Origin of the sequence: Flavobacterium tructae (assembly GCF_001853485.1) — a bacterium.
GTDB classification, from domain to species: Bacteria; Bacteroidota; Bacteroidia; order Flavobacteriales; family Flavobacteriaceae; genus Flavobacterium; species Flavobacterium tructae.
In genome coordinates, this window is record NZ_MIKE01000023.1 from 196927 (window position 1) to 223204 (window position 26278).

Annotated in this window: 20 protein-coding genes and 1 other RNA gene; 9 read left to right on the top strand and 12 right to left on the bottom strand. The window is 34.6% G+C overall.

The features are described from left to right. Positions 1-10: 10 nt before the first annotated feature. Positions 11-943, bottom strand: coding sequence for a CPBP family intramembrane glutamic endopeptidase (locus tag BHE19_RS11805; protein ID WP_070907283.1), 933 nt, complete (start codon positions 941-943; stop codon positions 11-13). A gap of 113 nt (positions 944-1056) precedes the next feature. On the opposite strand from BHE19_RS11805, the gene arsC reads away from it, so the two are divergent. After that, positions 1057-1407 carry an arsenate reductase (glutaredoxin) gene (gene arsC, locus BHE19_RS11810; RefSeq protein WP_070907284.1) on the top strand — a complete coding sequence of 117 codons (351 nt, stop codon included), beginning with the start codon at positions 1057-1059 and terminating at the stop codon, positions 1405-1407. 89 nt (positions 1408-1496) lie between these two features. After that, entirely contained in the window at positions 1497-3968 is a 2472-nt protein-coding gene (locus BHE19_RS11815; protein ID WP_070907285.1) for an outer membrane beta-barrel family protein, read from the top strand. Positions 3969-4460: 492 nt separating this feature from the next. Here BHE19_RS11815 and BHE19_RS23030 read toward each other — a convergent pair whose 3' ends face one another. Further along, entirely contained in the window at positions 4461-4586 is a 126-nt protein-coding gene (locus tag BHE19_RS23030; protein WP_262487649.1) for a hypothetical protein, read from the bottom strand. A 68-nt stretch (positions 4587-4654) separates the two neighbouring features. On the opposite strand from BHE19_RS23030, the gene fumC reads away from it, so the two are divergent. After that, positions 4655-6040, top strand: a complete 1386-nt coding sequence (gene fumC / locus BHE19_RS11820; protein ID WP_070907286.1) for a class II fumarate hydratase — start codon at positions 4655-4657, stop codon at positions 6038-6040. Between the two features lie 206 nt (positions 6041-6246). Here the strand turns inward: fumC and BHE19_RS11825 are convergent, their stop codons facing one another. Beyond that, the gene (locus tag BHE19_RS11825) at positions 6247-7449 is read right to left on the bottom strand and encodes an NAD(P)-dependent oxidoreductase (RefSeq protein ID WP_070907287.1); all 1203 of its coding nucleotides are present in this window, start codon (positions 7447-7449) and stop codon (positions 6247-6249) included. A 240-nt stretch (positions 7450-7689) separates the two neighbouring features. Between BHE19_RS11825 and BHE19_RS11830 the strand changes: the two genes are divergently transcribed. The 3 genes from BHE19_RS11830 (at position 7690) to BHE19_RS11840 (ending at position 10151) form a co-directional block, all read left to right on the top strand. After that, positions 7690-8892 carry a serine hydrolase domain-containing protein gene (locus BHE19_RS11830; protein ID WP_017496138.1) on the top strand — a complete coding sequence of 401 codons (1203 nt, stop codon included), beginning with the start codon at positions 7690-7692 and terminating at the stop codon, positions 8890-8892. A 235-nt stretch (positions 8893-9127) separates the two neighbouring features. Next, positions 9128-9524, top strand: a transfer-messenger RNA (tmRNA) gene (gene ssrA, locus BHE19_RS11835). A gap of 222 nt (positions 9525-9746) precedes the next feature. Beyond that, on the top strand, positions 9747-10151 hold the full coding sequence (locus BHE19_RS11840; RefSeq protein WP_070907288.1) for a helix-turn-helix domain-containing protein: 405 nt from the start codon (positions 9747-9749) through the stop codon (positions 10149-10151). A 194-nt stretch (positions 10152-10345) separates the two neighbouring features. On the opposite strand, the gene BHE19_RS11845 is transcribed toward BHE19_RS11840, so the two are convergent. Continuing rightward, complete coding sequence (locus tag BHE19_RS11845; protein ID WP_070907289.1) at positions 10346-10618, bottom strand: hypothetical protein; 273 nt, start codon at positions 10616-10618, stop codon at positions 10346-10348. A gap of 193 nt (positions 10619-10811) precedes the next feature. Between BHE19_RS11845 and BHE19_RS11850 the strand changes: the two genes are divergently transcribed. Continuing rightward, positions 10812-11549 carry a hypothetical protein gene (locus BHE19_RS11850; RefSeq protein ID WP_070907290.1) on the top strand — a complete coding sequence of 246 codons (738 nt, stop codon included), beginning with the start codon at positions 10812-10814 and terminating at the stop codon, positions 11547-11549. Positions 11550-11916: 367 nt separating this feature from the next. After that, positions 11917-13623: an amidohydrolase family protein gene (locus BHE19_RS11855; RefSeq protein ID WP_070907291.1), complete on the top strand. Its 1707-nt coding sequence runs from the start codon at positions 11917-11919 to the stop codon at positions 13621-13623. A gap of 224 nt (positions 13624-13847) precedes the next feature. Here the strand turns inward: BHE19_RS11855 and BHE19_RS11860 are convergent, their stop codons facing one another. From BHE19_RS11860 to BHE19_RS11890, 7 genes are all read right to left on the bottom strand, one after another. Beyond that, positions 13848-14426, bottom strand: coding sequence for a DUF4833 domain-containing protein (locus BHE19_RS11860; RefSeq protein WP_070907292.1), 579 nt, complete (start codon positions 14424-14426; stop codon positions 13848-13850). A gap of 17 nt (positions 14427-14443) precedes the next feature. Continuing rightward, positions 14444-14875: a GtrA family protein gene (locus BHE19_RS11865; RefSeq protein ID WP_070907293.1), complete on the bottom strand. Its 432-nt coding sequence runs from the start codon at positions 14873-14875 to the stop codon at positions 14444-14446. Between the two features lies 1 nt (position 14876). After that, positions 14877-15563 (bottom strand): CDP-alcohol phosphatidyltransferase family protein, encoded by a 687-nt coding sequence (locus tag BHE19_RS11870; protein WP_070907294.1) that lies wholly within the window; start codon positions 15561-15563, stop codon positions 14877-14879. 153 nt (positions 15564-15716) lie between these two features. After that, on the bottom strand, positions 15717-16523 hold the full coding sequence (locus BHE19_RS11875; RefSeq protein WP_070907295.1) for a phytanoyl-CoA dioxygenase family protein: 807 nt from the start codon (positions 16521-16523) through the stop codon (positions 15717-15719). A 231-nt stretch (positions 16524-16754) separates the two neighbouring features. Beyond that, entirely contained in the window at positions 16755-17543 is a 789-nt protein-coding gene (locus tag BHE19_RS11880) for an SDR family NAD(P)-dependent oxidoreductase (protein ID WP_070907548.1), read from the bottom strand. Positions 17544-17795: 252 nt separating this feature from the next. After that, positions 17796-18779 carry a hypothetical protein gene (locus tag BHE19_RS11885; protein ID WP_070907296.1) on the bottom strand — a complete coding sequence of 328 codons (984 nt, stop codon included), beginning with the start codon at positions 18777-18779 and terminating at the stop codon, positions 17796-17798. Between the two features lie 247 nt (positions 18780-19026). After that, positions 19027-19857 (bottom strand): M57 family metalloprotease, encoded by an 831-nt coding sequence (locus BHE19_RS11890; protein ID WP_070907297.1) that lies wholly within the window; start codon positions 19855-19857, stop codon positions 19027-19029. A gap of 567 nt (positions 19858-20424) precedes the next feature. Between BHE19_RS11890 and BHE19_RS11895 the strand changes: the two genes are divergently transcribed. Beyond that, complete coding sequence (locus tag BHE19_RS11895) at positions 20425-23139, top strand: S8 family peptidase (protein ID WP_070907298.1); 2715 nt, start codon at positions 20425-20427, stop codon at positions 23137-23139. A 335-nt stretch (positions 23140-23474) separates the two neighbouring features. Here the strand turns inward: BHE19_RS11895 and BHE19_RS11900 are convergent, their stop codons facing one another. Then, positions 23475-25673: an alpha-galactosidase gene (locus tag BHE19_RS11900; protein ID WP_070907299.1), complete on the bottom strand. Its 2199-nt coding sequence runs from the start codon at positions 25671-25673 to the stop codon at positions 23475-23477. Positions 25674-26278: the final 605 nt, after the last annotated feature.

Here is a 26278-nt window from a genome sequence, read left to right on the forward strand (position 1 = left end):
ACTGTGTGTTTTAATTTAAAGATTCTACAACATTTATTTCCCCTGTTAATTTTTCTTTCCAGTTATTCCAATTGTACTTCTTACTAAAAATAAAAAGCAGAACAGGATAAACTACAGCCACCGGCAATAGTACATCTACACCGGCCGAAGGCTCTGATATATCAATAAAAAGTGAATGCGTTTGAAAAACCGACCAATCAGAGGTTACCAACAAAGCTCCGACCAGATTATTAGCAGCATGAAAACCCAATGCCAGTTCCATTCCCTCATCCATTAAGGTAATCACTCCTAAAAACAAACCGGTTCCAATATAATACACCATCACGATATACCCCATCTTTACAACTTCAGGATTAAAGACGTGCATCGAACCAAATATAACCGAAGTCATCAGTAAAGGAAACCACCTGTTTCGCGCTAAATTGGCAAATCCCTGCATGAGATACCCCCTAAAGACATATTCTTCGGTAGAGGTTTGTATCGGTATTAACACCGTTCCGATTATCACTAAAATTAAAAAAGGCACTAATTTAAAATTCCAAACAAAACTCTCAGGAGAACTAAAATACAATACCACAAAACTCAAAACAGAGAACAAAGACCATAATAAAAAAGAAAAAGCAACTCGTCTCCAATCTACTTCTGCTCTTGAAGTAGTAACGGATAAAAGAGTCTGACGGTGCATATATTTTACCACATAATAAATCCCAACAAAGGCGAAAGCAAAAGAAATCATTACCAGAAACAAGGTCAAATTGGGTTCAAACATTTTCATAACCGCTGCATCATTAGAGGGAAACCCCTTGCCGGAAATCCAACTCTTGTAAAACACCGCAAGAGAAAAAGGAATCTGACCGATAAAAGATGCTATAATAATTAAAACGGATCCTAAAAGATACAACCAGAACTTATTATGAGGTTTAATTCCTTGTTCTAAAAACATATTGATAATAATTTAAAAAATGAGAATTCGATTTAATAACTAAATCTTATTTTTGGCACTGCTAAAATACCTATTTCGGTTTAATTATCTTACAACATTTTAAATATAACAAAATGATACAAATTTATCACAACCCACGCTGCGGAAAATCAAGAAATTGCCTGGCTTTTATTGAAAATACAAAACAGGAATATCAAATTATCCCTTATTTGACCGAAACGCCGAACTTTAATGATTTAAAAAAACTTCTTGAAAAACTAAACCTTAAACCGCTGCAATTGGTTAGAATTAAGGAAAAAATCTGGATTGAAAATTACAAAGGAAAAGAACTGACCGATGACCAGATCATTGAAGCTATGGTCGAAAATCCTATTTTGATCGAGCGCCCGATTGTTGTAAAAGACGACAAAGCAATCATTGGCAGAGACCCTGAATTAGTAGCTTCTTTTTTAGATCAATTATAAAGAACCATATTAACAAATTTTTGTGATTTTTCTCTTTAAACCAAAAGTTACATTTGCCGTCTAAAGAACAAAAGAAACCAAAAATCACAATGAAGAAAATCAAATTTGCTGTATTACTTGTATGCCTGCTTACAAGTTTGTACAACTATGCACAACAGGCACCTCCTGCCAGAAACAAGGTAAAGGTTACCGGTAAAGTTCTCGAAAAAGTAAGCAAACAACCTCTTGAGTATGCTACCATTTCGATCACAGCCCCAAATGACACCAAAGTTATTGCTGGTGGAATCACCAATCCAAAAGGAGAGTTTGATGTGGCTATTGCCCCCGGTACTTACGATATAAAAGTTGAATTTATTTCGTTTAAACCTACTTTTATTAAAGGAAAAACAATTTCCGGAGACACTGCTTTAGGTGTTGTAAATTTATCAGAAGACGCTGCACAATTAAGTGAAGTTGTCGTTCGTGCCGAAAAATCAAGTGTCGAAATAAAACTGGACAAAAAGGTTTATAATGTCGGACAGGATATGATGGTTAAAGGCGGAACAGTAAGTGATGTTTTAGATAATGTTCCTTCTGTTTCTGTTGATTCTGAAGGAAACGTAAGCTTGCGAGGCAGTGACAATATCCGAATTTTAATTGACGGACGTCCTTCAAATGCGATCAATGTGGCCGAAGCTTTACGTCAGCTTCCAGCAGATGCTATTGACAAAGTAGAAGTAATCACCAATCCATCGGCACGTTATGACGCAGAGGGAGGATCAGGAATCATCAATATCATTCTTAAAAAAGGAAAAAATCAGGGGTTCAACGGAACTTTCATAGCTTCTACAGGACTTCCTGAAACTTATGGTTTGAGTGCCAACTTAAATTATAAAACCGAAAAACTCAACTATTTTACTACTGCGGGTTACAACTACAGAACCAATGAAGGTATGGGTTTAACCAATACTTCTTATTATAATGCTGATGGATCTCCAAAAGGTTATTTAGATGAAGATCGTGATACCAAAAGAATCCGAAACGGTTTTAATGCAAGAGCAGGTATGGAATGGACGGTTGCTCCTAATACTTTCTGGACAAATGCCATTAATTATCAAAAAAACTCGGGCGAGGATAAAGATTATATTAACTACAATAATTTTGACGCCGCTCACGCTTTTACAGGAATTACCAATCGTTTTAACAATGCCGATACCGGAAGCGAAAACGTAGAATTCACTTCGAACTTAATCAAAAATTTCAACGATAAAGGACACAAACTTACTGCCGATTTATCGGTTTCCAGAAATACAGACGATAGTGACGGGCTTATTACCGCTTTACCTACTTCTAATACCACGTTGAATGATCAGGTACAAAAACAAATATTACTTCAGACAGATTATGTTCTTCCATTAGGAAAAGGAAGTCAGTTTGAGGCGGGATACAAAGGAAGTTTTGGAGATTTAAACAACGAGTACAACGTTACAAATCTTTTAAATGGAGAATATGTTATCGATCCAAAAAAATCAAATACTTTAGAATACAAAGAGAACATCAATGCACTTTATGTACAGTATGGACTGAAAGTCAATAAATTCTCTTATTTATTTGGTTTACGTTGGGAAGACACTAATATTCAGGTGAACTTATTAGACAATAGTGTTTTTAACACCAAAAAATACAACAACTTGTTCCCAAGTGCTTTTGTTAGTTATGAAATTTCAGATCAGAGTAACTTCACTGCCAGTTACAGCAAACGTTTATCAAGACCGAGAGGACGTTTCATGAATCCGGCTCTTAATTATGCCAGTAACATTAATATTTTCCAGGGAAATCCTGACTTAGATCCATCGTTAACCGATAAATTTGATGTAGGATATATTAAAAGATGGGAAAAAGTAACCTTTAGTTCTTCAGCTTATTTCGAAAATACAAAAGATGTTTTCAGCTTTGTCAGAACTCCAAATGGAGATAAAGTAGACGGAATTCCAGTTATCCTAAGCCGTCCTATCAACTTAGGAAAAGAGCAAAAATATGGTTTCGAATTCACCTTCAATTACAGTCCGTATAAATGGTGGAAAATAAACAGTAACTTCAACCTTTACAATGTAAAAACAACCGGGGAGAACACTTATACAGACACAAACAATAAAGTGATTGTACAAAATCTGAACAATCAGGCCAACACCTGGTTTGCCAGAATTAGTTCAAAAGTTACATTGCCATACAAAATTGACTGGCAGTTAAGCGGTACCTACAATGGTTCACAAAAGACAGCACAGGGTAAAATTCTAGACCAATTTGGAATGAATACTGCTTTCAGTAAAGATGTATTGAAAGACAAAGCAACAATTGCGTTTAATATCAGTGACATTTTTAACTCAAGAATCATGAGATCGTATACTTACCTTCAAAATGACACCACTCTTGAAAGTCAAACATCTTACGGCGAAATGCAATTCCGTAAACGTCAATTCAATCTATCGTTTACGTACCGCTTCAACAAACCAAAAAGTGACAGAGAAAAACCGGGCGCACCTAAAAATGATGGTGACGGCGGAGGAGAATTCCCTGGATAATCTCATTTAAAATCCAAACTAAAAAATCCAAATTCCAATTAAGTTTTACAAAATTGAAATTTGGATTTTTTTTTGGAATTTGGAATTTGAATATTGTTTATTAAAATTTCATTTTTCAGCATAAAAAAAGGACTCGCAAAACGAGTCCTTTTTATTGAAATCAACTAAAATTTAAGCTGATTGTTCTTGCTTTTTCTTTGCTCTTTTCTCTTTGAACATTTCCCAGCTAGCACCCGTAACCCAATAAGATACGAAACCTACTAAGAAAAACATCAACCAAAACCCTATAGTTAGTATGGTCAAGAAAAGTAAAAAACCTAAGTACTGTGAAAATTCAAACATGTTTTCCGGAATTTTTGAATGTAAGGACAAATGTAAGCCTTATATTTTTCGTTACCAATAAAATCCAAATCAATTTTCTGGAAATAACATTTATGCTTATATTTATACTCATTTTAAATAAGCTTTTTTTTCTTATGGATAACCGCCATTTTACTGAACAATCTCATCCACAAGAACATGAGAATCTTCAGAAGCTAATTCCTGCTGTCCGCTATATCTTTTGTCCCGAACCCCGGCACAAAAGGATGCCGCTGCCATCAGGGCTAGTGCATTCATTTTCATAAGAAATTTCAGTTTTCAGGAAACATTTTACACTTTACAAATAACTTTTTACATACAACATAATGAAATACAGAATAGAAAAAGACACGATGGGTGAAGTACAGGTTCCGGCAGATAAATATTGGGGAGCACAAACGGAACGTTCCAGAAACAACTTCAAAATTGGTGCAGCAGGATCTATGCCACAGGAAATCATTGAAGGCTTTGCTTATCTTAAAAAAGCAGCCGCTTATGCCAATTACGATCTGGGCGTTTTACCAATCGAAAAAAGAGATGCTATAGCAGCAGTTTGTGACGAAATTCTTGAAGGAAAGCTAGACGATCAGTTTCCCCTTGTCATCTGGCAAACCGGTTCAGGAACTCAAAGCAATATGAATGTTAATGAAGTAATTGCCAATCGCGCACAAGTACTGAAAGGATTTAACATTGGAGAAGGCGAACAATTTATAAAAGCAAACGACGATGTAAATAAATCACAGTCTTCTAACGATACTTTTCCAACCGGAATGCATATTGCTGCTTACAAAATGATTGTGGAAACCACCATTCCGGGAGTTGAAAAACTGCACGCTACTTTGGTAAAAAAAGCAACCGAATTTAAGGATGTGGTAAAAATCGGTCGTACACATCTTATGGATGCTACCCCCCTAACTCTTGGACAGGAAATTTCAGGTTACGCCGCTCAATTGTCTTTTGGATTAAAAGCCCTGAAAAACACCTTGGCACATTTATCTGAAATCGCTTTAGGCGGAACTGCAGTTGGTACCGGATTGAATACTCCAAAAGGATATGATGTGAAAGTAGCCGAATATATTGCAAAATTTACGAATCATCCCTTTGTTACTGCCGAAAACAAATTTGAAGCTTTGGCTGCACACGATGCAATTGTGGAGACTCACGGGGCTTTAAAACAATTGGCAGTTGCTTTAAACAAAATTGCCAACGATGTGAGAATGTTAGCATCAGGACCACGTTCAGGAATTGGCGAAATTCATATTCCCGAAAACGAACCAGGATCGTCTATCATGCCCGGAAAAGTAAATCCAACCCAATGTGAAGCTTTAACCATGGTTTGCGCTCAAGTGATTGGAAACGACATGGCAATCGCTGTTGGCGGACTGCAAGGACACTATGAACTAAATGTTTTCAAACCGGTTATGGCAGCCAACTTCCTGCAATCGGCAAGATTATTAGGAGATGCCTGTGTTTCGTTTGATGAACATTGTGCACAGGGAATCGAACCCAACTACAAACGCATTAAAGAACTGGTAGACAATTCACTGATGTTGGTTACAGCTTTAAATACTAAAATAGGCTACTACAAAGCTGCCGAAATTGCTCAAACCGCTCACAAAAACGGAACTACACTTAAAGAGGAAGCCGTTCGTTTAGGATACGTTAGCCCGGAAGATTTTGATGCCTGGGTAAAACCGGAGGAGATGGTCTAGTTAATTATTAATTGTGAATTATTAATTGTGAACTGTTTCAATCTTTGAATATTACAATGTCACATATAAGAAAAAAGAGCTTTCTAAATTTTAGAAAGCTCTTTTTTTATAAAAATATGTTTGAAATACTCATTTATGACTCGCATTTCACAATTACCATTTTACATTCCACAATTAACAATCAACAATCAACCATTAACAATTAATTATTTCCCGTCTACATAATCCTGCAGGTAACTAAATCGTTCTGTTAGTTTTCCTTTCTCGGTTATTTTAGCACGTTTTAAGATTCCGTCTTTATCACCATTGAAGAAAGCCGGAATTACATGTTCCATAAATTGCTCTCCGAAACCTTCACTTGCATCTTTCGGAATTTCGCACGGTAAATTATCAACCGCCATCACTGCTACTGCTGCAGGATGAAAAAGATCCACTTCTATATCTTCTAAAGGAAAATAACCGTACAAAGGATCGGCAATTGTCGAAGATCTTAACGTGCAGGCAATTGGACCGTTAACATCACAAGAAATATCGGCAACTACTTTTAACTTACAGTCGTTCGCATTCAGCATTTCACGTGTTAAAATCATCGGTGCTCCCGTCGCATAAAAATGACCTGCGAAATAAATATCTGTTACTTTTGTAAATTTTTCAAAATCAGAAACATATTCCTCCGGATGCGCTACAAAATCTTTAAAATCAACCACCTGACCGTCAATACGCTTGTTGTATTCTAAAACATCTAACTGTACATAAACAGCCTGCGCATAATTTTTAGTCAGATAATTATCAACTGTTACCTCTTTTACTTTTATAGCATCCAAAATCTCTTTGGCACCACTCCCTACCTTACCCGTTCCGGTAATCACAAATTTCAAAGCGGGCATGGTAATACGCTTCAAATGTTTGATTAGAGCCTCTTTTCCGTCAAGTGTTTCTGCTTTTGGCAGCTTAAACAACTCAAACTTAATCCCAAAAGCACGAATTCCGTTGTAAACACCAACCATTCCTGCGTATCTTCCAAAACCAATTAAACGGCGGTTGTGAGCATCTACTATGGTTTCATGATCGTATAAATCAATATTTTTTTCCAAAATAGCCTGTAACAATTTTCGATTATAAGGCTGTTTCTTAATGGTATGCGAAAAGAAGAAGTAAGCCTTATTCGAAATCAAATTCTCAACCGGAACTTCTTTTACTCCAAATAATACATCACAATTAGAAACATCTTCCGTAACGGTGATTCCCATACTCTTATATTGTATATCCGAAAAAATCCTGATATCAGAACTTTCTACCTCAACTACTGCTTCGTGATAAAGCTGTTTGAGTTTTGTAAGTTCATTAGGAGCAAAAACAACTCTGCGATCCGGCGGGGTTTTTCTTTCTTTTATGATTCCAAATTTCATTTAAACGGGTTTAAAATAATTATTAATATAACTTTTTACATCTTATTTGTTTCAAATATAACAAATTTAGTTAAAATTTTGTTGAAAAAATACAATTTAGAATGTTTAAAAACCGTTAAAAGCTGACAAACAACCAAATAAATAAACAAAATCTTAATTTTTTGTTAAATCATGCTTTTGAAGCCTCTCAAAACAGCCAAACATAAATATTGAATTCTATATATTTGTTTTTAAAGAATGATGAAAATGAGCCTCCTTAAAAAAACAAATATACCACAAATACTTTTTCTGTTATTAGTTTTAAGTTCTTGTGGTAATGATAAAAAAACAACCGCCGATACTACCACTACAACAGAAGATACTTTACCGAAAATGAAACCGTTAGGTCCTGAAAAAAGAATTTCGCAGGCCTATATTAATTCAGTTGCAGGAAGAATAAATCACTTTTACAATAAAAACTGGCCCAACAATACAATGAACGGAAGTTTTTTGGTCGCCCGAAACGGTCAGATTATTTTTGAACGCTATAATGGTTTTGCCAATAAAAACGAAGGCACCAAAATAACCGCAGAAACTCCTGTTCAGATTGCTTCTGTAAGCAAGGTTCTGACTGCTACAGCTGTTTTAAAACTGGTTAATGCCGGTAAGATCGATTTAGATCAAAAGGTAAATACGATTCTAAAAACCTTTCCGTACGAAGACTGCACGATCCGAATGTTGCTCGACCATCGTACCGGAATGCGCAATTATGCCTATTTTACAGACAGAGACAAATCGGTTTGGGACAGGCACAATCAGCTTACCAATAAAGATATCCTGGACATTTTAGCCACCAAGAACATTGGTTTGGAATCCAGAACCGGAACGCGATTTAGTTATTGCAATACCAACTATGCGATGCTGGCTCTAATTATTGAAAAAATTACAGGCTTAACGTATAAAGAAGCCATGCACCAAATGATTTTCAAACCTTTGGGAATGAAACACACCTACGTTTTTGACGATGATAAAGACAGAAAGAAAATTGTTCCTTCTTATAAAGGTAATGGTGTAGAAATTGGTTTTGATTATCTGGACAATGTTTACGGGGACAAAAATATTTTTTCAACAGTGCGAGATTTATTAAAGTTTGACCGCGCCAGAAATTCACCTGATTTTTTAAAACCTGCCTTACTGAAACAAGTTTATACCGGATACAGTAATGAGCGTAAAGGAACCAAAAATTACGGATTAGGAATCAGAATGATCAATTGGGAAACCGGACAGAATTTTTATTTCCACAATGGCTGGTGGCATGGCAATACTTCTTCTTATATTACTTTAATGAAAGAACACGTGACCATTATTGCCTTGTCGAACAAAATGACCCGAAATACCTATGCGGTTCGCAAACTGGCACCAATTTTTGGAGATTACCCGTTTAACTTCAAGGACGAAGAATAATACAGTAGTCGAAAGTCAAAAGTCGTAAAGTCGAAAGTCTTAAAGACCTAAAGCAGTTGTCAATATTGGCTTTGATTTTTTTTAAACACCATCAATTGTGAGAAAACAAAAAGTAAGCATTTGACTTTAAAAACTTTACAACTTTCGACTTTCGACTAATACTGAATAATAAAATTTTCTGAAAAATTTATTACAAAGCTAACTGCAAATAGTATAAATTTGCAAACTCATTTTTGGGGTCGACTGGTTTTGACAGCAAGTCGAATTGAAAAGTAAGCACGTCGAGCATTGAGACCTTGCTCGTAAATATAAGATCTTACAATTTTACACGGCGAAAATAACTACGCTTTAGCTGCATAATCCGAATTATAGTAAGATTGCGCCACGTTCCTACAAGGTAGGAAAGCTGGATTCTCCTTGAAAGCCTTGGTTTGTGGCGGTCAGTACAGGGGAACCGTAAAAATAAACCTAGATTTCCATGAGCTTCGGGTGGATATCGAAATTAAGAAGATAAGTGTTGAGTGGTTGTTCCTGACCTAGCTTAACATCGAAAATCCAATCAGGAAATAAACGTGTAGAAAGCTCTTTAGTTGCTTGTTTGGACCCGGGTTCGATTCCCGGCGACTCCACAAAAAAATCGCAATAATCTAAACTTAGATCATTGCGATTTTTTGTTTATAAGGACTTTTCGAAGAGCGGGGATTCTATTCTTCCAGAAGAATAGTCTATTCTAAAAACAGACATAATATCTGACAAAAAAGAATGTTTTACTGGATATTTTTTTATCTTTGAAATTCAGGTTTTTTAATCAAAATCGGTTTATCTTTGAGCTTTTAGAAATATTGATACGCATTATGGAACAGAAAATACATCAGGGAAGAAACGTAAAACGCTTCAGAGAAATGCTCAACATCAAGCAGGAAGCATTAGCTTATGATCTGGGCTCAGACTGGAACCAAAAGAAAATTTCTATGCTGGAGCAAAAAGATGTAATTGAAGACAACCTGCTGAAACAAATTTCAACGGTATTAAAAATTCCTGTTGAAGCTTTTAAGAATTTTGATGAAGAACAGGCAGTAAATGTTATTTCTAATACTTTTGGCGATAATAGTATTGGATATCAAAAAAATGACAACCCTACTTTTAATCCTATAGAACAAGTACTAAAGATGCACGAAGAAAAGATTGCATTGTACGAGCGTATGTTGAAAGAGAAAGATGAAATGATGGCGAGACTTGAAAAATTGATTAAAAAATAATTATTTATAGATATATAATTTTACAAAGAGACTCGAAAGTCTCTTTTTTTGCATATAATCAAATAATTCCCCTGCTATTCTTTGTAATCGAACACCTTTCCATGGTTTCGGATGATTTTTTTTCAGAATCAATATAAGCTTTTAAATTTTCAGATATACTGATGTTGTGAAAGCTAAACTGCAAACCATCTATTTCAATAGGCACAAGGATTTTTATTCTTTGTATCGACGTAAAAATCGCAATCGAAGTCTTTTAAATCAATTTGCAACATATAATTGAGCAATCTTAAAACCTTTGGCTTTAACACCCCCATAATGAATAATAGTATCTTCCTTTCTTTGCTTCTATATTCTTTACTTTTAAGTGCTGCATTAATGAGGTTCATAGAATCAACTACATACAATAATTCGGCATTATTTTTTGGTAGTATTTTGAAGTATTCTTTTGCATGCTGTACTTGCTCCATACTAATATTTGATTAAAATTCTTCATTATTGGAATATTGAATTAAATCACCTAATTCATTTACCATATTGTATGTGCAATTTTGTGTTTAAAAAAAATCAATACTTTGCTTGTTAAATTTAAATCAAATAACTTATTTTTATCATTACTTATCTTACTAAAAGTCATTAAGTCTTTATCAAAACTTTTTTATTATGAAAACAAAACTACTTATTATTTTTTTATTTTATTCAGTTGTATTATCAGCGCAATTTCTTTATTTCAAAGAAACAGATGATAAAAATGACAAGACTCATCTATTAAAAAAATCAAATAATTTTTTGCAACTTAGTGCACCAGAAGAAGGTTTCAAATTATTTCAATCAAATGTATTCCAATTTCAATCAAATGAAGTAAATTTTTATACTGAATTAGTTTCTGATAAAATAGGAGCTTTTCGTGTTAGTTTAGGTTCTCACATAAATTCTGCCAAAGAAAATACAGTTGAAAAGCAAACAATTGCGTCTTTATTAAATGGTGGTGGTAATGGTGTTTTAAATGCTACTACTATCGTTGGATATTACAAAAGTAGTTGGGGTACATTTTGTTTAGCATTAAATCCTAAGCTTGGTTTTCAACTCCCTGCTCTCGGATCATTAAGCAATGAAGCTACATTTAATTTTCAATTAGGAGGTCAAATGTATATAGATATATTTGGTGGAAATGACAAACTTAAATTATTTAGTATTATAAGTGCATATGAAATAGTTGGTTCTAAAGATTTATATGAAAATCTAGATATTGAAAATAAACCTTTCTTTTTGTCTCAATTAAATTTTGGCATAATTGTTAAAAATCAATGGCGTATAATGGCAAGTTGTCCTTTGGCTTCAACATATGATAAATTTGTTAGACAACCTGTTTCAGTTGGCACTCAAATTATTATAGATTAAATGTTCTTGGTATTTGTGCAAACCTCGAAAAGCATTTATTATAGAATAACCTAATTGCGAATTTGAAATCCTTGCCCGCAATCCAAATCAAAAAAGCCATTCTTAACTAGATTGGTTTTTGGTTTTATCATTAATATTTAAACTATATAAAAGAAACAGGTAATAATCACACCATTTTGTAAAAAATAACAGTTTCATCATTCAAACTCAGTACTAATAGCCCAACGATAAAATCTAGCAACACTCTTAAAGCTTTTTTTAATCAAATTCATGTTAAAAAATATCAAACAATTTTCAAAAAAAAGCATATCTTATTGACTAACAATTAAATACACTTATCAAGCTAATTTTTAAATTTATATAATCAATGAGTCAAAGCAGAAGAAATTTCATAAAAACAACCAGTTTAGCTTCTATTATATTGGTTCCAGGTATTGGTTTTTTTGTTCAATCTTGTAATAATAAAGATAAAGGAGGCTCAAAAGACAAAGGCACTTCGAATCTAACGAGAGCTATCCCTATAAGACTAGTGGATGCCCATATTCACCTTTTTAATGCAAGATATTTACCGCTTAAAGCAATTATTGATAATGTACCAATACTAACATTAATAGCAGGACCTATTGCAAATTTATTATATGCACTGACAGACGATTTTGATAGTCAAGCTTCTTCATTTGTTCTTGAAGATGATACCCTTAAAACTATGCAACCTGACAAAATCATAGATTGGTTCATAGATAGAACATCAAGAAAGCTGGACTACGAAGCGAATAAAACGAAATCCGATAAAACTAATAAAAATCTAGAACAAAGTGAATTACTCAATTCAATTGCCGACTTAGCAAAAGAAATGGATAAGGAACAAAAAAGCATAAATTCATTTAATCAAAATGTTTTTCTGCAAAAATTTGCTGAGCAATATAGTCAAGCCAATGCAATAGTACCAGACAACGATGCAAAATTAAAATACAAAAAAATGTATAGTGACCCTGTGCGTTGGGCTTTAAAAAAATTATCTCTACCAAATGTTGATGCAGAACTTCAACAATATGTAGATTGTGATGGAATTCCTGTTATAAATTTTCTAGCTATTATGATGACAGATGAAGTCAAAATTTACCAACAAGCAACACGTGGTTATGGAGGCGCAAATTTAGCATTACAGATACATTATATGATGGATATGCAGGCTTCATACACTAACGGAAGAACTTATTATCCATTCCATCCCGTTCAGACGGCAAATATGATGCAACTTGTCAATAATTCAAAAGGAAAATTACTAGGTTTTACTGCTTTTAATCCCAAAAATAAAAATGCAATGGAATCTTTTAAAATGGGAATTGCTGCGGGAAACATTGGTGTCAAATTTTATCCACCTATGGACTACAAGCCTTTTGGTGATGACGATGCTGTTGTAAGAGAAAATGTCAAAGATTTTTTTACTTATTGCGAAACACATCAGATTCCAATATTTACCCATTGTACTCCTGTGGGCTTTCAAGCTAAAAAAGGTTCGGGATTGAATTCTGATCCAAAATATTGGGAAATGGTTTTAAAAGAGCATAAAAACCTAAGAATATGCTTTGGCCATGCTGGAGGTGGAGATCCTAAAGTCAAAGATCATGACTTTCATGGTTGGTATTCAACACCTAAACAATGGTCAAAAATCGACTGTTATGCAAAAAAAGTAGTTGAGCTTTGCGAAGAATATGAAAATGTATATTGTGAAATAGCACATTTAGGAAATATTATTAAAAAGGTCAAAGACCGCCAAAGATTTACCTATAATTTAATTGAAAATTTCAATCGTTCAGAACCACCTTGTAGACTTAAAGATAAGATTTGTTTTGGCACTGATTGGAATATGATAGGGATGATTAACGAACAGCAACATTATTATGATGTGCTAGTAGACATTTTTCAGCATCCCAAATTAATAGGCAATATTGACAATTTCTTTTCTGAAAACTTTATATCTTTTCTAAATATAAAAAAATTTATTTCTAATAATGAAAGTGATTACTTAACTCAAGAAAGTAGGAGTTATTTAGAAGGTCTATTAAATTAAATCAAATAAATTTATAATATTAATTGGAATAAAAACTTGATTACTCTGTTTTGCAAACTATACCTATTACAACAGTCAAGTCCAGAAGAATTAATTCTTGGTCATGAAAAAAAAGGATTCCAAAATAATATTCACGTTTCAAATACCACAGGCAACCCCTGCTCTCGAAAGTGTTCTTCTTTACGCTACGCATCTATGAGAACACTTCCGAGAACTAGGATATCTTATTTCAACAACATCCTTTCGGTAATGGTTTTATTGGAGAGAGCATCAATTCCGGTAACTTCGGCATACTTTACATTGGGTAGCCAGAAAGAACCTCCTTCAATGCGCACAAATATTTTTTCTACCTGTATTTTTTTCTGATTTACATTTGCAAAAACATGATATTTTTGATCCGCCTCTATCTTCTTTAAGGTTAAGGCCAACTTTTTATACGACACAAATTTAAACTCAAACTCTTCATTTTCCAGCGTTTTAGTTTCTATTCCGTACGCAAATTTGCGCTGTAAATAATTGAAATCTTTTTTTTCTCCTTTTTCAGCATATCGAATCCAATAGGCTTTTATAGGATTGCTTTTGTTTATTTTTCCATTTTCCTCGTAGTTTATGGCATAAATAGCCGTGTTTATATTGGGATCTCGCTGAATATAGAATAGCATATTATCTATATTCTTAGGTGTTGGAAAATTTAATGGCGATGGATTTTTGGATTGAGCCAATAGATTTCCTGAAATTATATGTACTAAGATCGTTATAACGATCAGTGATTTTGTAAAATCCTTAAAAGATAATTGATTCATAAAAAAACATTTATATACTAATTTGATTCGGCTATGTTCTGCTTTTTATTAGCTCTAAAAACCCAATATTTTATCAGCGGGTAATTAAATCCGTAAGAGACAAAACTATCTGTGATTAATCTTCCAATTCTATAATCGATTTGAAATACTTTCTGAAAAATAAGGGTACCAAATGATTTCAAGGAAATACTCCCTAATACCACCAACGCAAACTTAAAAAGCTGACCATTGATGCGGCTGCTATAACCCGATTGATTTTTAAATACCCAAAATCTATTGATGCTGAAATTGATAACTGCGCCAACGGTTCCGGAAATTAAAATAGAAAAGGCAAAATGCAATTGAAACACTTCTGTCAATAAAATCATTAAGCCATAATCGGTAATGCCCCCTAAAAATGCCGCGACTTGTGCTTGTAGAAAAGTAAAAATAGATTTTTTACTGAACATATCAGTCTTGGTTTTTATCTCTTAAATCACCCAATTTTAAAAGTCTTACACTATCTATAGTATTAATTACAAACAATATAATAGTAATTAAGCCTGCCAAATAGGTGATTGATCCATGAAATAAAATTTCTATAATTAAAATTAAAGCAATAATAAATCGAAGCTCGGTTGGGCCAACAAAACCGGAATCGATACTGTATTCATTTGTAATTTTATAGCGTAACTGACTGATGATGATAGACCAACCGTACAAGGCGACAAAAGCAAAGGCTACTATTTGTGTACCATTTTTAGCATAAATGTAGTAGCCAAAACCTATAAATACAATACCAATCCAATCGGCAATAATATCGAGTGCAAAACCGTACCAACGGCGTGGAATATTTCTATAATAGGCCAATCTTCCATCTAAAGAATCGCCTAACCAATTTATAATCAATCCGACAATAGCCAAAAGCAAATACCAATCGGTTAGGTAAGCACCTAAAACAAAGGCTAAAAAAATCAATCCCGAGCCAAGTGTACCAATTAAAGTGAGCACGTTTGGCGAAATGAATTCAGGTACCTTCGGAAGTAAAAATACAATCGTTAACTGTTCTGCTTTTTTTAAAATATTAGTCCGCTTACGGTCTGAAAATGCTCTTTGTACAATTGCAGTATACTCTTCAACTTGTGTTTCTTTTCCCATTAATAGCGCAATATTTGTAAGCCTGAGAGTATCGCTAATTCCAGTTTAACCATTTTTAATTTTACTTTTCTTGGCGTATTTTTAAAAAAATCGGCAGTTCTTTTTAGCTTACCTGATCTAACCAGATAACTAAATGCGAGGACAAACAGCATACTACTTAACAATTCCCGCAAAACGTTGATAAAAAACCGTTGGGCTATTCTCGTTTTTAGGAGCGTATTTCCCTGCTATTATTGGAACATAAATAACTCTCCTTCTACTCTCTTCGCCACGGATAGAGGATTCTGCCACTCTGTGCCACAAACGGCCATCATGAATGGTTAAATCTCCTGCCTCCGGAATGATGGAAACTTCCTCGGAATCGGCGTTATGATCTAAAAAGTATTTTTTGCGAAAAAGCATTTGGTAAATACTTTGCTTATGAGTACCCGGAATGATTTTAAGGCCTCCGTTTTCGGGTTTCAAAGTGCTTAAGTGAATGCCCACATTTAACATCGGGTTTAGTTTTGCACCATAAAAAATATCTCTCAAACCATCTGTATGCCAGCCCATTTTAGTAAACTTACTTTCCGGCCCATTGATATAATGATTGAAAACCATTCCGTCTTTTTCTTCGGTGCCTAACCTCGCGTCATCGCCTGCTAATTGCAGTAAACTATCAAATCTTGGATCCAATAAAAGACCGCTTAAGGTTTGGTGATGCTGATTGATAAAAGCAAAACGCTGCACAATAGGAGAACCATCCAAATCTTTTCCGTATTTAATTGGAACGCCATTTACTTTTTTAAGGTCATTGTCAATCCATTTTTGCTGTACTTGTTTCGAGGCATCGATAATTGATGAAACTGTTTCCGGATTTATAAATTTTTTGAAATGGATAAAGCCATATTCGTTAAAAAAGTCAATTTGCTCAGCAGTTAATTGTTCTGTAAGGGTAAAGGTTTTATAAGAAGATACCATGATAAATATATTTAATAAATGAAATAATAGTGTTTGTAATTTTATCTAAAAGATTAGCGACAGCAACAACAGCGACACATTCGCATGTTGTTTACTTGCATTCGTTCTTTCGGAAAACTAAACATATTTCTTTTATTAGACATACTCTATAGAATTAGTAGATATTAAAACGAAGGTAATAATAATTTATCTTTTGCAAAGCATATTTTCTTACTTTTTTTTGAAAAAAAATTAAATTTTATAAATTCCGGCGGCCGTTTTTTCGATAAATCCCTTTGGCAGCAAGCGGTTGGCGTACACCGAAATGATATTTGTAAAACCCGGAATAACTTCTGATTTTTTGCTGAACATGGCTTTTACAGCCATTTTTGCAACTTCATCAGGCTGCATATTGAACTTTTCAGCCATTTTATTAAAAGGATTTAAACCCGCTCTTGCAGCAAAACCGGTATCAACCGGACCCGGACTAAAACAAGTTACTGAAATTGAACTTTTACCGAGTTCGAAACGCAAGGCACGGGTAAACGATAAAACAAAAGCCTTTGTAGCGGAATAAACCGCCAGCGTAGGCACCGCCTGATAGGCAGCAGTACTCGAAATATTTAAAATGTAGGCTTGTTTTTCCTGTGAAAGTATCGGCACTAATAAATGCGAAAGTTCTACAATTACATTCATGTTAAGCTGCATCATGCCAAGCTGATCCGTCAGCGAAGACTCACTAAAATTGCCCCATACGCCATAACCGGCATTGTTAACTAAAACACCAACCGGATAATTATTCATTTTTATCCAATTGGTAACTGTTAGCGATGCACCAGCTAATGAAAGATCAATTGACAAAATTGGAGCGTTGATACCGTATTTCACCTGAAGATCATCAGAAAGTGCTTTTAATTCGTCTTCTCCTCTTGCCACTAGCAATAGCGGATAACCTTGTTTAGCCAATTCATAAACAATCGATTTTCCAATGCCTTTGCTGGCACCGGTTACTAAGGCATACGGTTTACTATTTTCGTTCATTTTATTCATTTAATTCTCAAATATAAAAATTAATTACTCCCAACGGATTAATTCTTACCTATTAACTCATAAGATAAAAAATACAATCCCCGCTTTCTCCAAAACTATTCTTTTGATATTCTGCCAACCTTCAAGGAAACCACTTGCAATTCAAAAATAGGTATCGGTTGTTCAATCGTAACTCCGATGGCTCCACAAAAAAAGGAAGATATTGAATACCTTCCTTTTTTAAATGTCCTTTTTTTCAATAACCTAAAGATGCTTTCTAACATAGTTGATAATATCCTTAATTATCTCGTCTACGGCATTTTCTTCAGGGCTAAATTTACTTCCGTCAAAATATCTGGCATCAGTACCATTTCCTGTTGGAGAGCAATGATGTACATCAATAGAGTTTCTCCAAAATTCAGCATGATTTTTCCACTCCTCCTTATTGACCAAAGCGGGTTCTGTAAACCAAAGATTCCATGACAAGGTATTTCCCGGCTGAAGCATATTTCCTGAACCAATATTAAAAGCTTTCATTATTAATTGGTTAAAATCATCAACTACTTTATCTTTTGTCAGCTTAATATCTCCAATTTCAACGGCAAGATAAGCGGTGGCAAATGCTTTACCCTCATGTAATGCAAACGGAGGATTTTCAAATTCAGGATTTAATCCGTGGATCACTTCAAAGATGGGCTGATCAGGATCATTTTGCTTGTGTGTAGTAACTCTTATGGCATTATCTTTATTCAAAGGAAACTTTGGAAAACTATATTCCAATAGCGGCCAAATCTCTTTTATCTTATCACCTTGTTGTTCATTAGGTGTCAGCCAAATTTTACCTTCAACAGTCATGTCTATGGCGATCTCTTTTGTTACTTCGTTCACCCAGCCTCTTTGTCCGGTAACCGTAACCTCAACATTGATACAAATTTCATCTTTAAGCCAGACTCCCTGTTGAGGGCAGATAACAGAATATACCCGACCTTCATCAGTATAACCTGCTCTGGAAATGTAAGGCGCAAATTGTTGGTAACATCTCCTTTTATTAGGACTGTCTTTTTGGGTTTCCCAACTAAACTCAGGCCATCTTACACCAAGTTGACGTTGTAAAAAACTAATATTATCCATATTACTCAACATCGGTAATGAGGAAAGATCCCGGGTTGGATACAACATAGGTGAACCTGCTGGTGGAAATCCACCAACCCATCCTATTGGAATGGGTGAATTTTCATTGTTTTGCATGATTTGTCGATTATTAGGGTTTAAGTAATAAATCTAGTACAAAATACAATCTTACAGCTACGTAGAATTACCCGTTTTACTTTTAATGTACTGTTTTAAATTATCCAAAAAAAGTCCGGATGGATACAAGGTATTTAATCCTCCTATCCATCATAAAAAAGTCTAAGCAGTTACTAAAAACAAAGTGAGGCTGCTCCAATTACGGAACAGCCTCGAATATTTTGCAAAGAACGCCTTAATTCAACTTCTAATATAGATAGTTCAGAGCAGTAATGTCATTACTATTGAAAGCTCCTGTTTCATTTGAGCTGAAACAAGCTCTCATGTATGAAGTTGAATCATATCCTGTAGGAGTTCCCGGAATATGAATTGCTCCAACACCAGCAGCTCCTTCGTTTGAATTTTGTCCACAGCTTTGACGGCTAAAATAGTCTGTATGACGTAAACCAATACAGTGACCAATTTCGTGTGCTGCTACGTGAGCATTTACATTCACAGAATAAGTATCTAATCCAGAATACAATGTAACTGAGTTATAAGGATTTCCTCCAGTAGGGAATCCGGCTACTCCACCGGCACCTCCGGATTGTCTTCTTACTACTATGTTTGCACCTGTAGTACTTGATCCGAAAGTTAGTGTAAAGTTAATTGTCAATCCTAAACTATTGTATCTGTTTACTGCTGCACGTAATCCGGCTTGCATATTAGCAGAAAGAGCTGTTGTACCTGTTCCGGTTAATCCAACAATTTTAATAGTTCTTGGAGCACCTACTAAATTAGTAGTACGGTATTGCTCTGAAGTGATACCTCCATGAAGATCCATTTGTTTCAATTGTGCATCAGTGATGATGATGTCACCTTCAACCAGGTAAGCATCTTCAGTGGTACCGTCTAATTTGGTATTTTTAATTACCTGAACATCATTAGTGTTCAATGCAAGTGAGTTAATTTTATCTAACACATCTTGTGATACTGTTAGAGCTTCTTTGTTTGGTTGAGTTACCTCATCCTCTTTATTACAAGACAATAGCGATAGCGCTATACACGACAAAAGTAAGGTTGTTTTAATTGTTTTCATTTAAAAGTGTTTTGGTTAGTTAAATAAGTTGATATTTTTAGGGTCTTTACAAAATATTACTACTTTATTGCCAAAACTACATAGATTTAGTATTAAAATACTTATAAAAACAATAATTTAACAAATTAAATGTATTTTGTTAAATTATTTTCCTATTTTTTATGCGGTAATCGCATAAAATTCACTATTAGCCCAATAAAAACAAGCAATCGATTACAAATCAACGTATTACCCTAAAACAATTCCTTCAAAATTATTAATTTTAGATTTCGTATACTTCGCGGGTGAAAACGAATCTGATAAACTTTCAACAGCTTTGAAATACAACTGAAAACTCTTAAAAGTGGACTTAACCTTCTAAAATCACGAATTCCGAACGAAATAAAAAGGAATAAAATTTTTACAAATATTTTGATAACTTTGATTTTTTAGCGGCGATATTTAATTCAATTAGAAGTGTTTAAAAAAGATTTCTATCTTAAACTAAAAAGTAATATATCGCTAAAAAAGGCGGTTTTGTCAAAATATTGATCAAAATGGCTGCAATTGCCCTAACACCTACAGTAAATGAAGATAAAAATTACGTTTTTCCTTTTTATAATAACGACAATCTGTTTGTCGCAAAACTCCAAAAAATGGGAACAATACTTAAAGAAAGAAAGTGATGGAACATTTGAAAAATACTCTCTTACCCCTATAGAAAATGCACATCGCAATCAGTATACTATTGTAAAAAAATTAGATGCTACCTATTGTATTGTTGAAAATAAAAGTTCAAAATACAATCGATCGTTGAAAGAGATACTTCCCGTTAATAATCTGTGGAAATTACCATCGGATTTTTCAAATCATCACGAACGCAAAAAATACATCATAGCCACTGATGCCATTGAATCATTGCTTGCTGATTTGAAGCTGGCGAACATTTCTGTTGTTAAAATACTTGATGATCATCTTGTAATCCTGGAAAGTGATTCCAAAACGATTCTTGATAAGGTTATTCCCTTGAGCAGCGTCACTGCTGTTTCACAAGAAGCGCTTCAACCTGAAAGCGAGTCTAAAATAGCAGATCAAAACTTTACACTCAATGCCATAAATAAAGCGCTTATTAATTTTCCTCTTCTCACAGGTGAAAATCAAATTGCCTCTATCAAAGATGAGCTTTTTGACCTAAAAGATGTTGATCTCTTCCTTAAACATATTCCTTCCTCAACACAGTCTTCGACGATATCAAGCCACGCAACTGCCATGGCCACTATAGTTTCGGGATTGGGGAATAGCTCTGTTTTAGGAAAAGGGGTCGCCATAAAAGCAAAATTGCAATCGTCTGACTTTTTGAATCTCTACCCCGACGAAATAGCAACTTTACAAGGTGCCACCACTCAAAATCATTCTTACGGTACAGTGATTGAGAATTTTTATGGTTCACTCGCAAATGCTTACGACAATCAATTGGCCTTAAATCCCGACTTGACTCATTGTTTTTCATCCGGTAATAAAGGATTGGAGGGCTATAAATCTATTACCGGTAATTTCAAACAATCTAAAAACAGTATTGCCTTTGGCTGTATAGATCAGAATGAGGTCATCCTGTCTTTTTCGTCAAAGGGCCCTGCTTATGATGGCAGAATAAAACCGGAGTTAGTCGCTTACAGCTCGCAAGGGACATCAAATTCTACTGCATTGGCCACAGGGATTATCACTCTTATGAAGCAACAGTATAAAACGATACATAATACTGCTTTGTCTAATGCCTTAACGAAGGCCATTCTAATTAATAGTGCAAAAGATTTGGGTAACCCCGGTCCTGATTTCACCTATGGTTATGGTAATATCAATGCTTATAAATGTCTGAAAACGATTAGTGAAAACAGATTTATAACCGATAAATTGGCTTCCGGTCAAACGAACTCACATACCATTACAGTTCCTGCTAATGCGAAAAACTTAAAAATAACATTAGTCTGGAACGACTTACCCGCAGCTATCAACAGTAATATAAGTTTGGTAAACGATTTAGATCTCGAAGTTATTTCGGCCGATCCTACTACTTTTTTACCCTGGGTTCTGAATCCTGAAAATCCTCAGCAACCTGCCACTAAAGGAAAAGATAAACTGAATACTATCGAACAGGTATCGATTGAAAACCCTACATCCGGATCCTATACTATTGCTGTTAACGGCGTATACGTCTCAAATGCTTCTCAGGATTACAGTATCGCCTATGAATATGAAACGAAAAATGGTTTTGAATGGAATTATCCAGTTGCTAATGATAATTTTCCTTATGATGGGAAAATAATTTCTCCTTTCAAATGGAGTTCTTCCTTTTCCGGTACCTCTGGTCAATTATCGATCAGTTATAATGATGGTCAAACCTGGGAAATTATAGCAAATAGTATCAATCTGGATAGTGAGCAGTTTAATTATACTCCTGCAGAGAAAAAATTCTCGAAAGCAAAACTGAAAATGACCATTGGCAATACAGATTACGTTTCGGATCCCTTTACGGTTTCTTATGATTTAAACATTAGAACCAGTTTAGTATGCGATGGCACAACAGAAATTAATTGGGACAAACCTGCGGATGTCGCTTCGTTTAAAATTTATCAATTGACAAATGACCGTTTAGAGTTTAAAGAACAAATAACGAACAACAATTATGTCTATACTGACGCGAAAATTTATACGGTTACTCCTGTGATAAATGATAGTGAAGGAATAAAAAGCGAGTCGACCTTACAGTATGATCAAAACTCAAATTGTTACTTCGAATTGGCTTCAGCGGAAATTTTCGAGGAGGATCAAATAAAGGTCAGTGCCAGTATTTTTAGCTTGTACAACATCAAAAGAATAGATTTAGTCAAGATTAATAATTCAGCCGAAAGTGTGATCAGTACTCTAAACGACATCCAATCAAAAACACTTTCTTTTCTGGATACAGCTCCAATAAAAGGCAATAATAAATATAAAATCAATATACTATTAGGGAGCAATACTACCGTAAGCTCCCAAATTATTGATGCTAACTATTTAGGTGATGATTTGTTTTTGATTTACCCAACCCTACTAAGCAAAAATGAAGAATTAAATATTGAAGCCAAAAAAGAGGAAGCTGCTACTTTTTATCTCTACAATGTTAGCGGACAAAATATTATTACTTCTTCGTTTCTTTCTAAAATCAATAGTATCAATTTAAAAAATACGCCTTCGGGAATTTATCTCTATAAAATAATAACAAGTTCCGGCGGGATACAAACCGGAAAGATTGCAGTTTTTTAAACTGCTTCCTTATAATCTATGATGCTTTTTTACATTTGATAGTTAAACCCGACAGGTTATAAAAACCTGTCGGGTTTAAATGTTTCTATGTCTAAGATTTTTTTTCACACGCAGATCTTACAGATTGCTTCGCCTGTTCGCTATCGCTCGAGTCTGCAGATTTTCGAATCTTTTTAATCCGCTAATCTGTGGCTATTACTTTTCAAAACACCCAACTGGTTATAATTATTCATTTGAAGCTATTTCCTTTCTGCTTCACTATTAAAATAAAAAAGCCCTTCAAAATGGAGATTTTCCATCGAAAGGCTTTTCGTCTATACAAAAAACTAATTTAACTACAATTCAGTAATTTCGAGAACAATGCTGGTTTCGACCTTAGACGAAGAAACCCGTAAACCAACATTCATTAAATAATCTCCCGTAAAAGATTCTCCGGATTCTTCGACTGATTTCTTTGCCTCGGGCATTAGGTTTATTTCTTCTACTTTATAAGTTTTATTTGGATCTAAACCTTGAAAACGAACCGGATTATATTGCGGATCATAAAGTGGATGAAGCGTGTAGGAGAACAAGACCGCTTTACTTTTCGACTCGTTCACATACATCAATACCGCACGGCTTTCCTCATAAGGAGAAATCATTCGGTACAGGTCACCGTGCCAAATTACCGGACTCAATCGTTTGTAATTAACTACGGCTTCCTGGCAATATTTCAATTCTTTTTCTTTCAGTTCTTTTACATTAATATCAAAACCTAATTTACCCATCATCGCCACATCTGTCTTGAATTTGATGGATTGATTTCCCCAGGAAGTTACATGGTTACAAATTGAAAAGGCCGGAAAAAACTGCGAATACCCCCATTGTATGAATACTCTGTTGAAAGGATCGGTATTGTCGCTTGCCCAGAACTCTGTAAAATATTGAAGTAATCCGTAATCGGTTCTGCCTCCTCCTCCGGCACAAAGCATCATGGGTAAATTTGGATATTTCGTTTTAATGCGGTCCAAAACTTTATACAAACCTCTGGTGTATTCAATAAACAAATGTGACTGCTGATTTTTCAGATAGGCAGAATAAGCATTAGTCATCATTCGGTTGCAATCCCATTTAAAGAAAGCTACCCCTTGTTTTGTCTGCATAATATCGTCTACTGTTTTGAATACGAAATCCTGCACCTGCGGATTACATAAATCTAAAACCAATTGGGTACGGTAATAACTTTCCGGTCGATTAGGCAATTTCAATACCCAATCCGGATGTTTCTCGTACAATTCACTTTTCGGATTCACCATTTCGGGTTCGATCCAAATTCCGAACTTTATTCCCGTTTTTTCAGCCTCCTGCATGAGGAAACCAATACCATTTGGCAGCTTTGTTTTGGTAGCCTGCCAATCTCCAAGTCCTGATTTATCACCACTTCTTGGATATTTATTTCCAAACCAGCCATCATCCAGTAAGAACATGTCAACGCCCAACGTTTTGGAATCGGCAAACATCTCGGTCAATTTTTTTTCATCAAAATTGAAGAAGGTTGTTTCCCAATTGTTCAATAAGGTCAGACGGGATTTTTCTCCATCTTTCACTCCGTATTTTTTGGCCCATGAATGCAGGTTTCTACTGGCCTGCCCCTTCCCTTTATTCGAAAAAGTATAAATAAAAGACGGCGTTGTAAATACTTTCCCGGGCTGAAGATTATACTCAGAAGCAAACGGATTGATTCCGGAACTGATTCGAAGCGAATTTTTATTGTCCAATTCAAAAGCAAACTTAAAATTTCCAGACCAGGCAATCGTTCCTGCCACAAGCTCACCCGAATTCTCATTGGCTTTAGCATTTAAAGACAGAAAGAAAACTGGCGTTTGATACATATCGGTACGAACCCCTAATTTCGAATCAATTACTTTGGTACCACTAGTTAGCTCACTTTCCTGCATGCGAGCTTCTTTAGCCCAATCTCCATGAAATTGAGTCAGCCAATAATGATCGGCATCAAAATGCAGCATCGATGACGCATAATTGTATAAGACAACCGATTTCTTTTCATTGTGTACAATTTCAGTCCATTGTTCTATTGTATTCTCGTTATAAAAAGCCTTATAATGCAGTGTAACTTCTACCGGATATACAGAATCTTTAAGTTTGATAATAGTTTCAGTCGTGTTAGCATCTAATTTTTGCGTACTATGGCTTACATAGTTTAATTCCAGAGAGGGATTACCGTCATTATGAGTCATTCGGATTGCGGATTCAAACAAATTCTCTGTTCCAAAAGTCGGGTAAGCCTGATGCCTTAAATTGACCAGCGGATTTCCGTCGTTAACGACAAATGTTTTGGTACTCTCTTTCGAAACCGCATTGTATCCAGAATTATCTCTTAGTTTCGTCCCTAAATAAGACTGATAAAGCAAACCGTTCTTTCCTACCTTTAAAATCAAAGCCGTATTTTGAGTTTCGATCTGAATTTGTTCCTCCTGCGCATTAACTTTACAAAACAGAAATGTAAAAACTAATAGAAATAGTATTTTTTTCATAAAAAGGGTTCGATAATAGTAAATGGTTGTTTCTTATGGTTGGTTTGTGGTATTCTTTATTTTATTCCTTTAATCTAAAGTGAGTTTCAAAAGTATAACAATCAAGCATCCGTACACACCGGTACCTACCAGTTTGTTCTGATCTATTCCAAAAAGCATTTTTCTTAAACAACATTATACCTATAATTATGATATTATATTACCCTGTTTTTATTCTATAAAAGACCATCACTATTAATAAAGTAAAAAATCTAATGAAATATCATTTTATATTCTTCAAAGCAAAACCTATATTTCTCCTAACTCAAAAAGCGGATTTTTCAAACCCGGAAAACAACCGCACAACAACAGTATTTTTAATCTTTTAACTTTACTATTTTCGGTCCTTTTTGTACTGTAAGCAACCTCAACTTTTTTCCTCACTGTTGAACAATCCGATTGGTTTCTATTTTCGTAAAACGTAAAAAATCCTTCATCGCAAACCAATCTTAACTTTTTAATACCTAATCCTATATTACCCACTTTACTTTTCCTGTTTGTCTCTGCTTTCTAAGCATCCTTAAAAAAAACCGGTAGGAACTGTTCCCTTAAAGAATATAACATTT

Coding starts and splice junctions, on each gene's coding strand:
- BHE19_RS11805 (WP_070907283.1), bottom strand. CDS start 943: ATGTTTTTAGAACAAGGAATTAAACCTCATAATAAGTTCTGGTTGTAT.
- arsC (WP_070907284.1), top strand. CDS start 1,057: ATGATACAAATTTATCACAACCCACGCTGCGGAAAATCAAGAAATTGC.
- BHE19_RS11815 (WP_070907285.1), top strand. CDS start 1,497: ATGAAGAAAATCAAATTTGCTGTATTACTTGTATGCCTGCTTACAAGT.
- BHE19_RS23030 (WP_262487649.1), bottom strand. CDS start 4,586: ATGAATGCACTAGCCCTGATGGCAGCGGCATCCTTTTGTGCCGGGGTT.
- fumC (WP_070907286.1), top strand. CDS start 4,655: ATGAAATACAGAATAGAAAAAGACACGATGGGTGAAGTACAGGTTCCG.
- BHE19_RS11825 (WP_070907287.1), bottom strand. CDS start 7,449: ATGAAATTTGGAATCATAAAAGAAAGAAAAACCCCGCCGGATCGCAGA.
- BHE19_RS11830 (WP_017496138.1), top strand. CDS start 7,690: ATGAAAATGAGCCTCCTTAAAAAAACAAATATACCACAAATACTTTTT.
- BHE19_RS11840 (WP_070907288.1), top strand. CDS start 9,747: ATGGAACAGAAAATACATCAGGGAAGAAACGTAAAACGCTTCAGAGAA.
- BHE19_RS11845 (WP_070907289.1), bottom strand. CDS start 10,618: ATGGAGCAAGTACAGCATGCAAAAGAATACTTCAAAATACTACCAAAA.
- BHE19_RS11850 (WP_070907290.1), top strand. CDS start 10,812: ATGAAAACAAAACTACTTATTATTTTTTTATTTTATTCAGTTGTATTA.
- BHE19_RS11855 (WP_070907291.1), top strand. CDS start 11,917: ATGAGTCAAAGCAGAAGAAATTTCATAAAAACAACCAGTTTAGCTTCT.
- BHE19_RS11860 (WP_070907292.1), bottom strand. CDS start 14,426: ATGAATCAATTATCTTTTAAGGATTTTACAAAATCACTGATCGTTATA.
- BHE19_RS11865 (WP_070907293.1), bottom strand. CDS start 14,875: ATGTTCAGTAAAAAATCTATTTTTACTTTTCTACAAGCACAAGTCGCG.
- BHE19_RS11870 (WP_070907294.1), bottom strand. CDS start 15,563: ATGGGAAAAGAAACACAAGTTGAAGAGTATACTGCAATTGTACAAAGA.
- BHE19_RS11875 (WP_070907295.1), bottom strand. CDS start 16,523: ATGGTATCTTCTTATAAAACCTTTACCCTTACAGAACAATTAACTGCT.
- BHE19_RS11880 (WP_070907548.1), bottom strand. CDS start 17,543: ATGAACGAAAATAGTAAACCGTATGCCTTAGTAACCGGTGCCAGCAAA.
- BHE19_RS11885 (WP_070907296.1), bottom strand. CDS start 18,779: ATGCAAAACAATGAAAATTCACCCATTCCAATAGGATGGGTTGGTGGA.
- BHE19_RS11890 (WP_070907297.1), bottom strand. CDS start 19,857: ATGAAAACAATTAAAACAACCTTACTTTTGTCGTGTATAGCGCTATCG.
- BHE19_RS11895 (WP_070907298.1), top strand. CDS start 20,425: ATGAAGATAAAAATTACGTTTTTCCTTTTTATAATAACGACAATCTGT.
- BHE19_RS11900 (WP_070907299.1), bottom strand. CDS start 25,673: ATGAAAAAAATACTATTTCTATTAGTTTTTACATTTCTGTTTTGTAAA.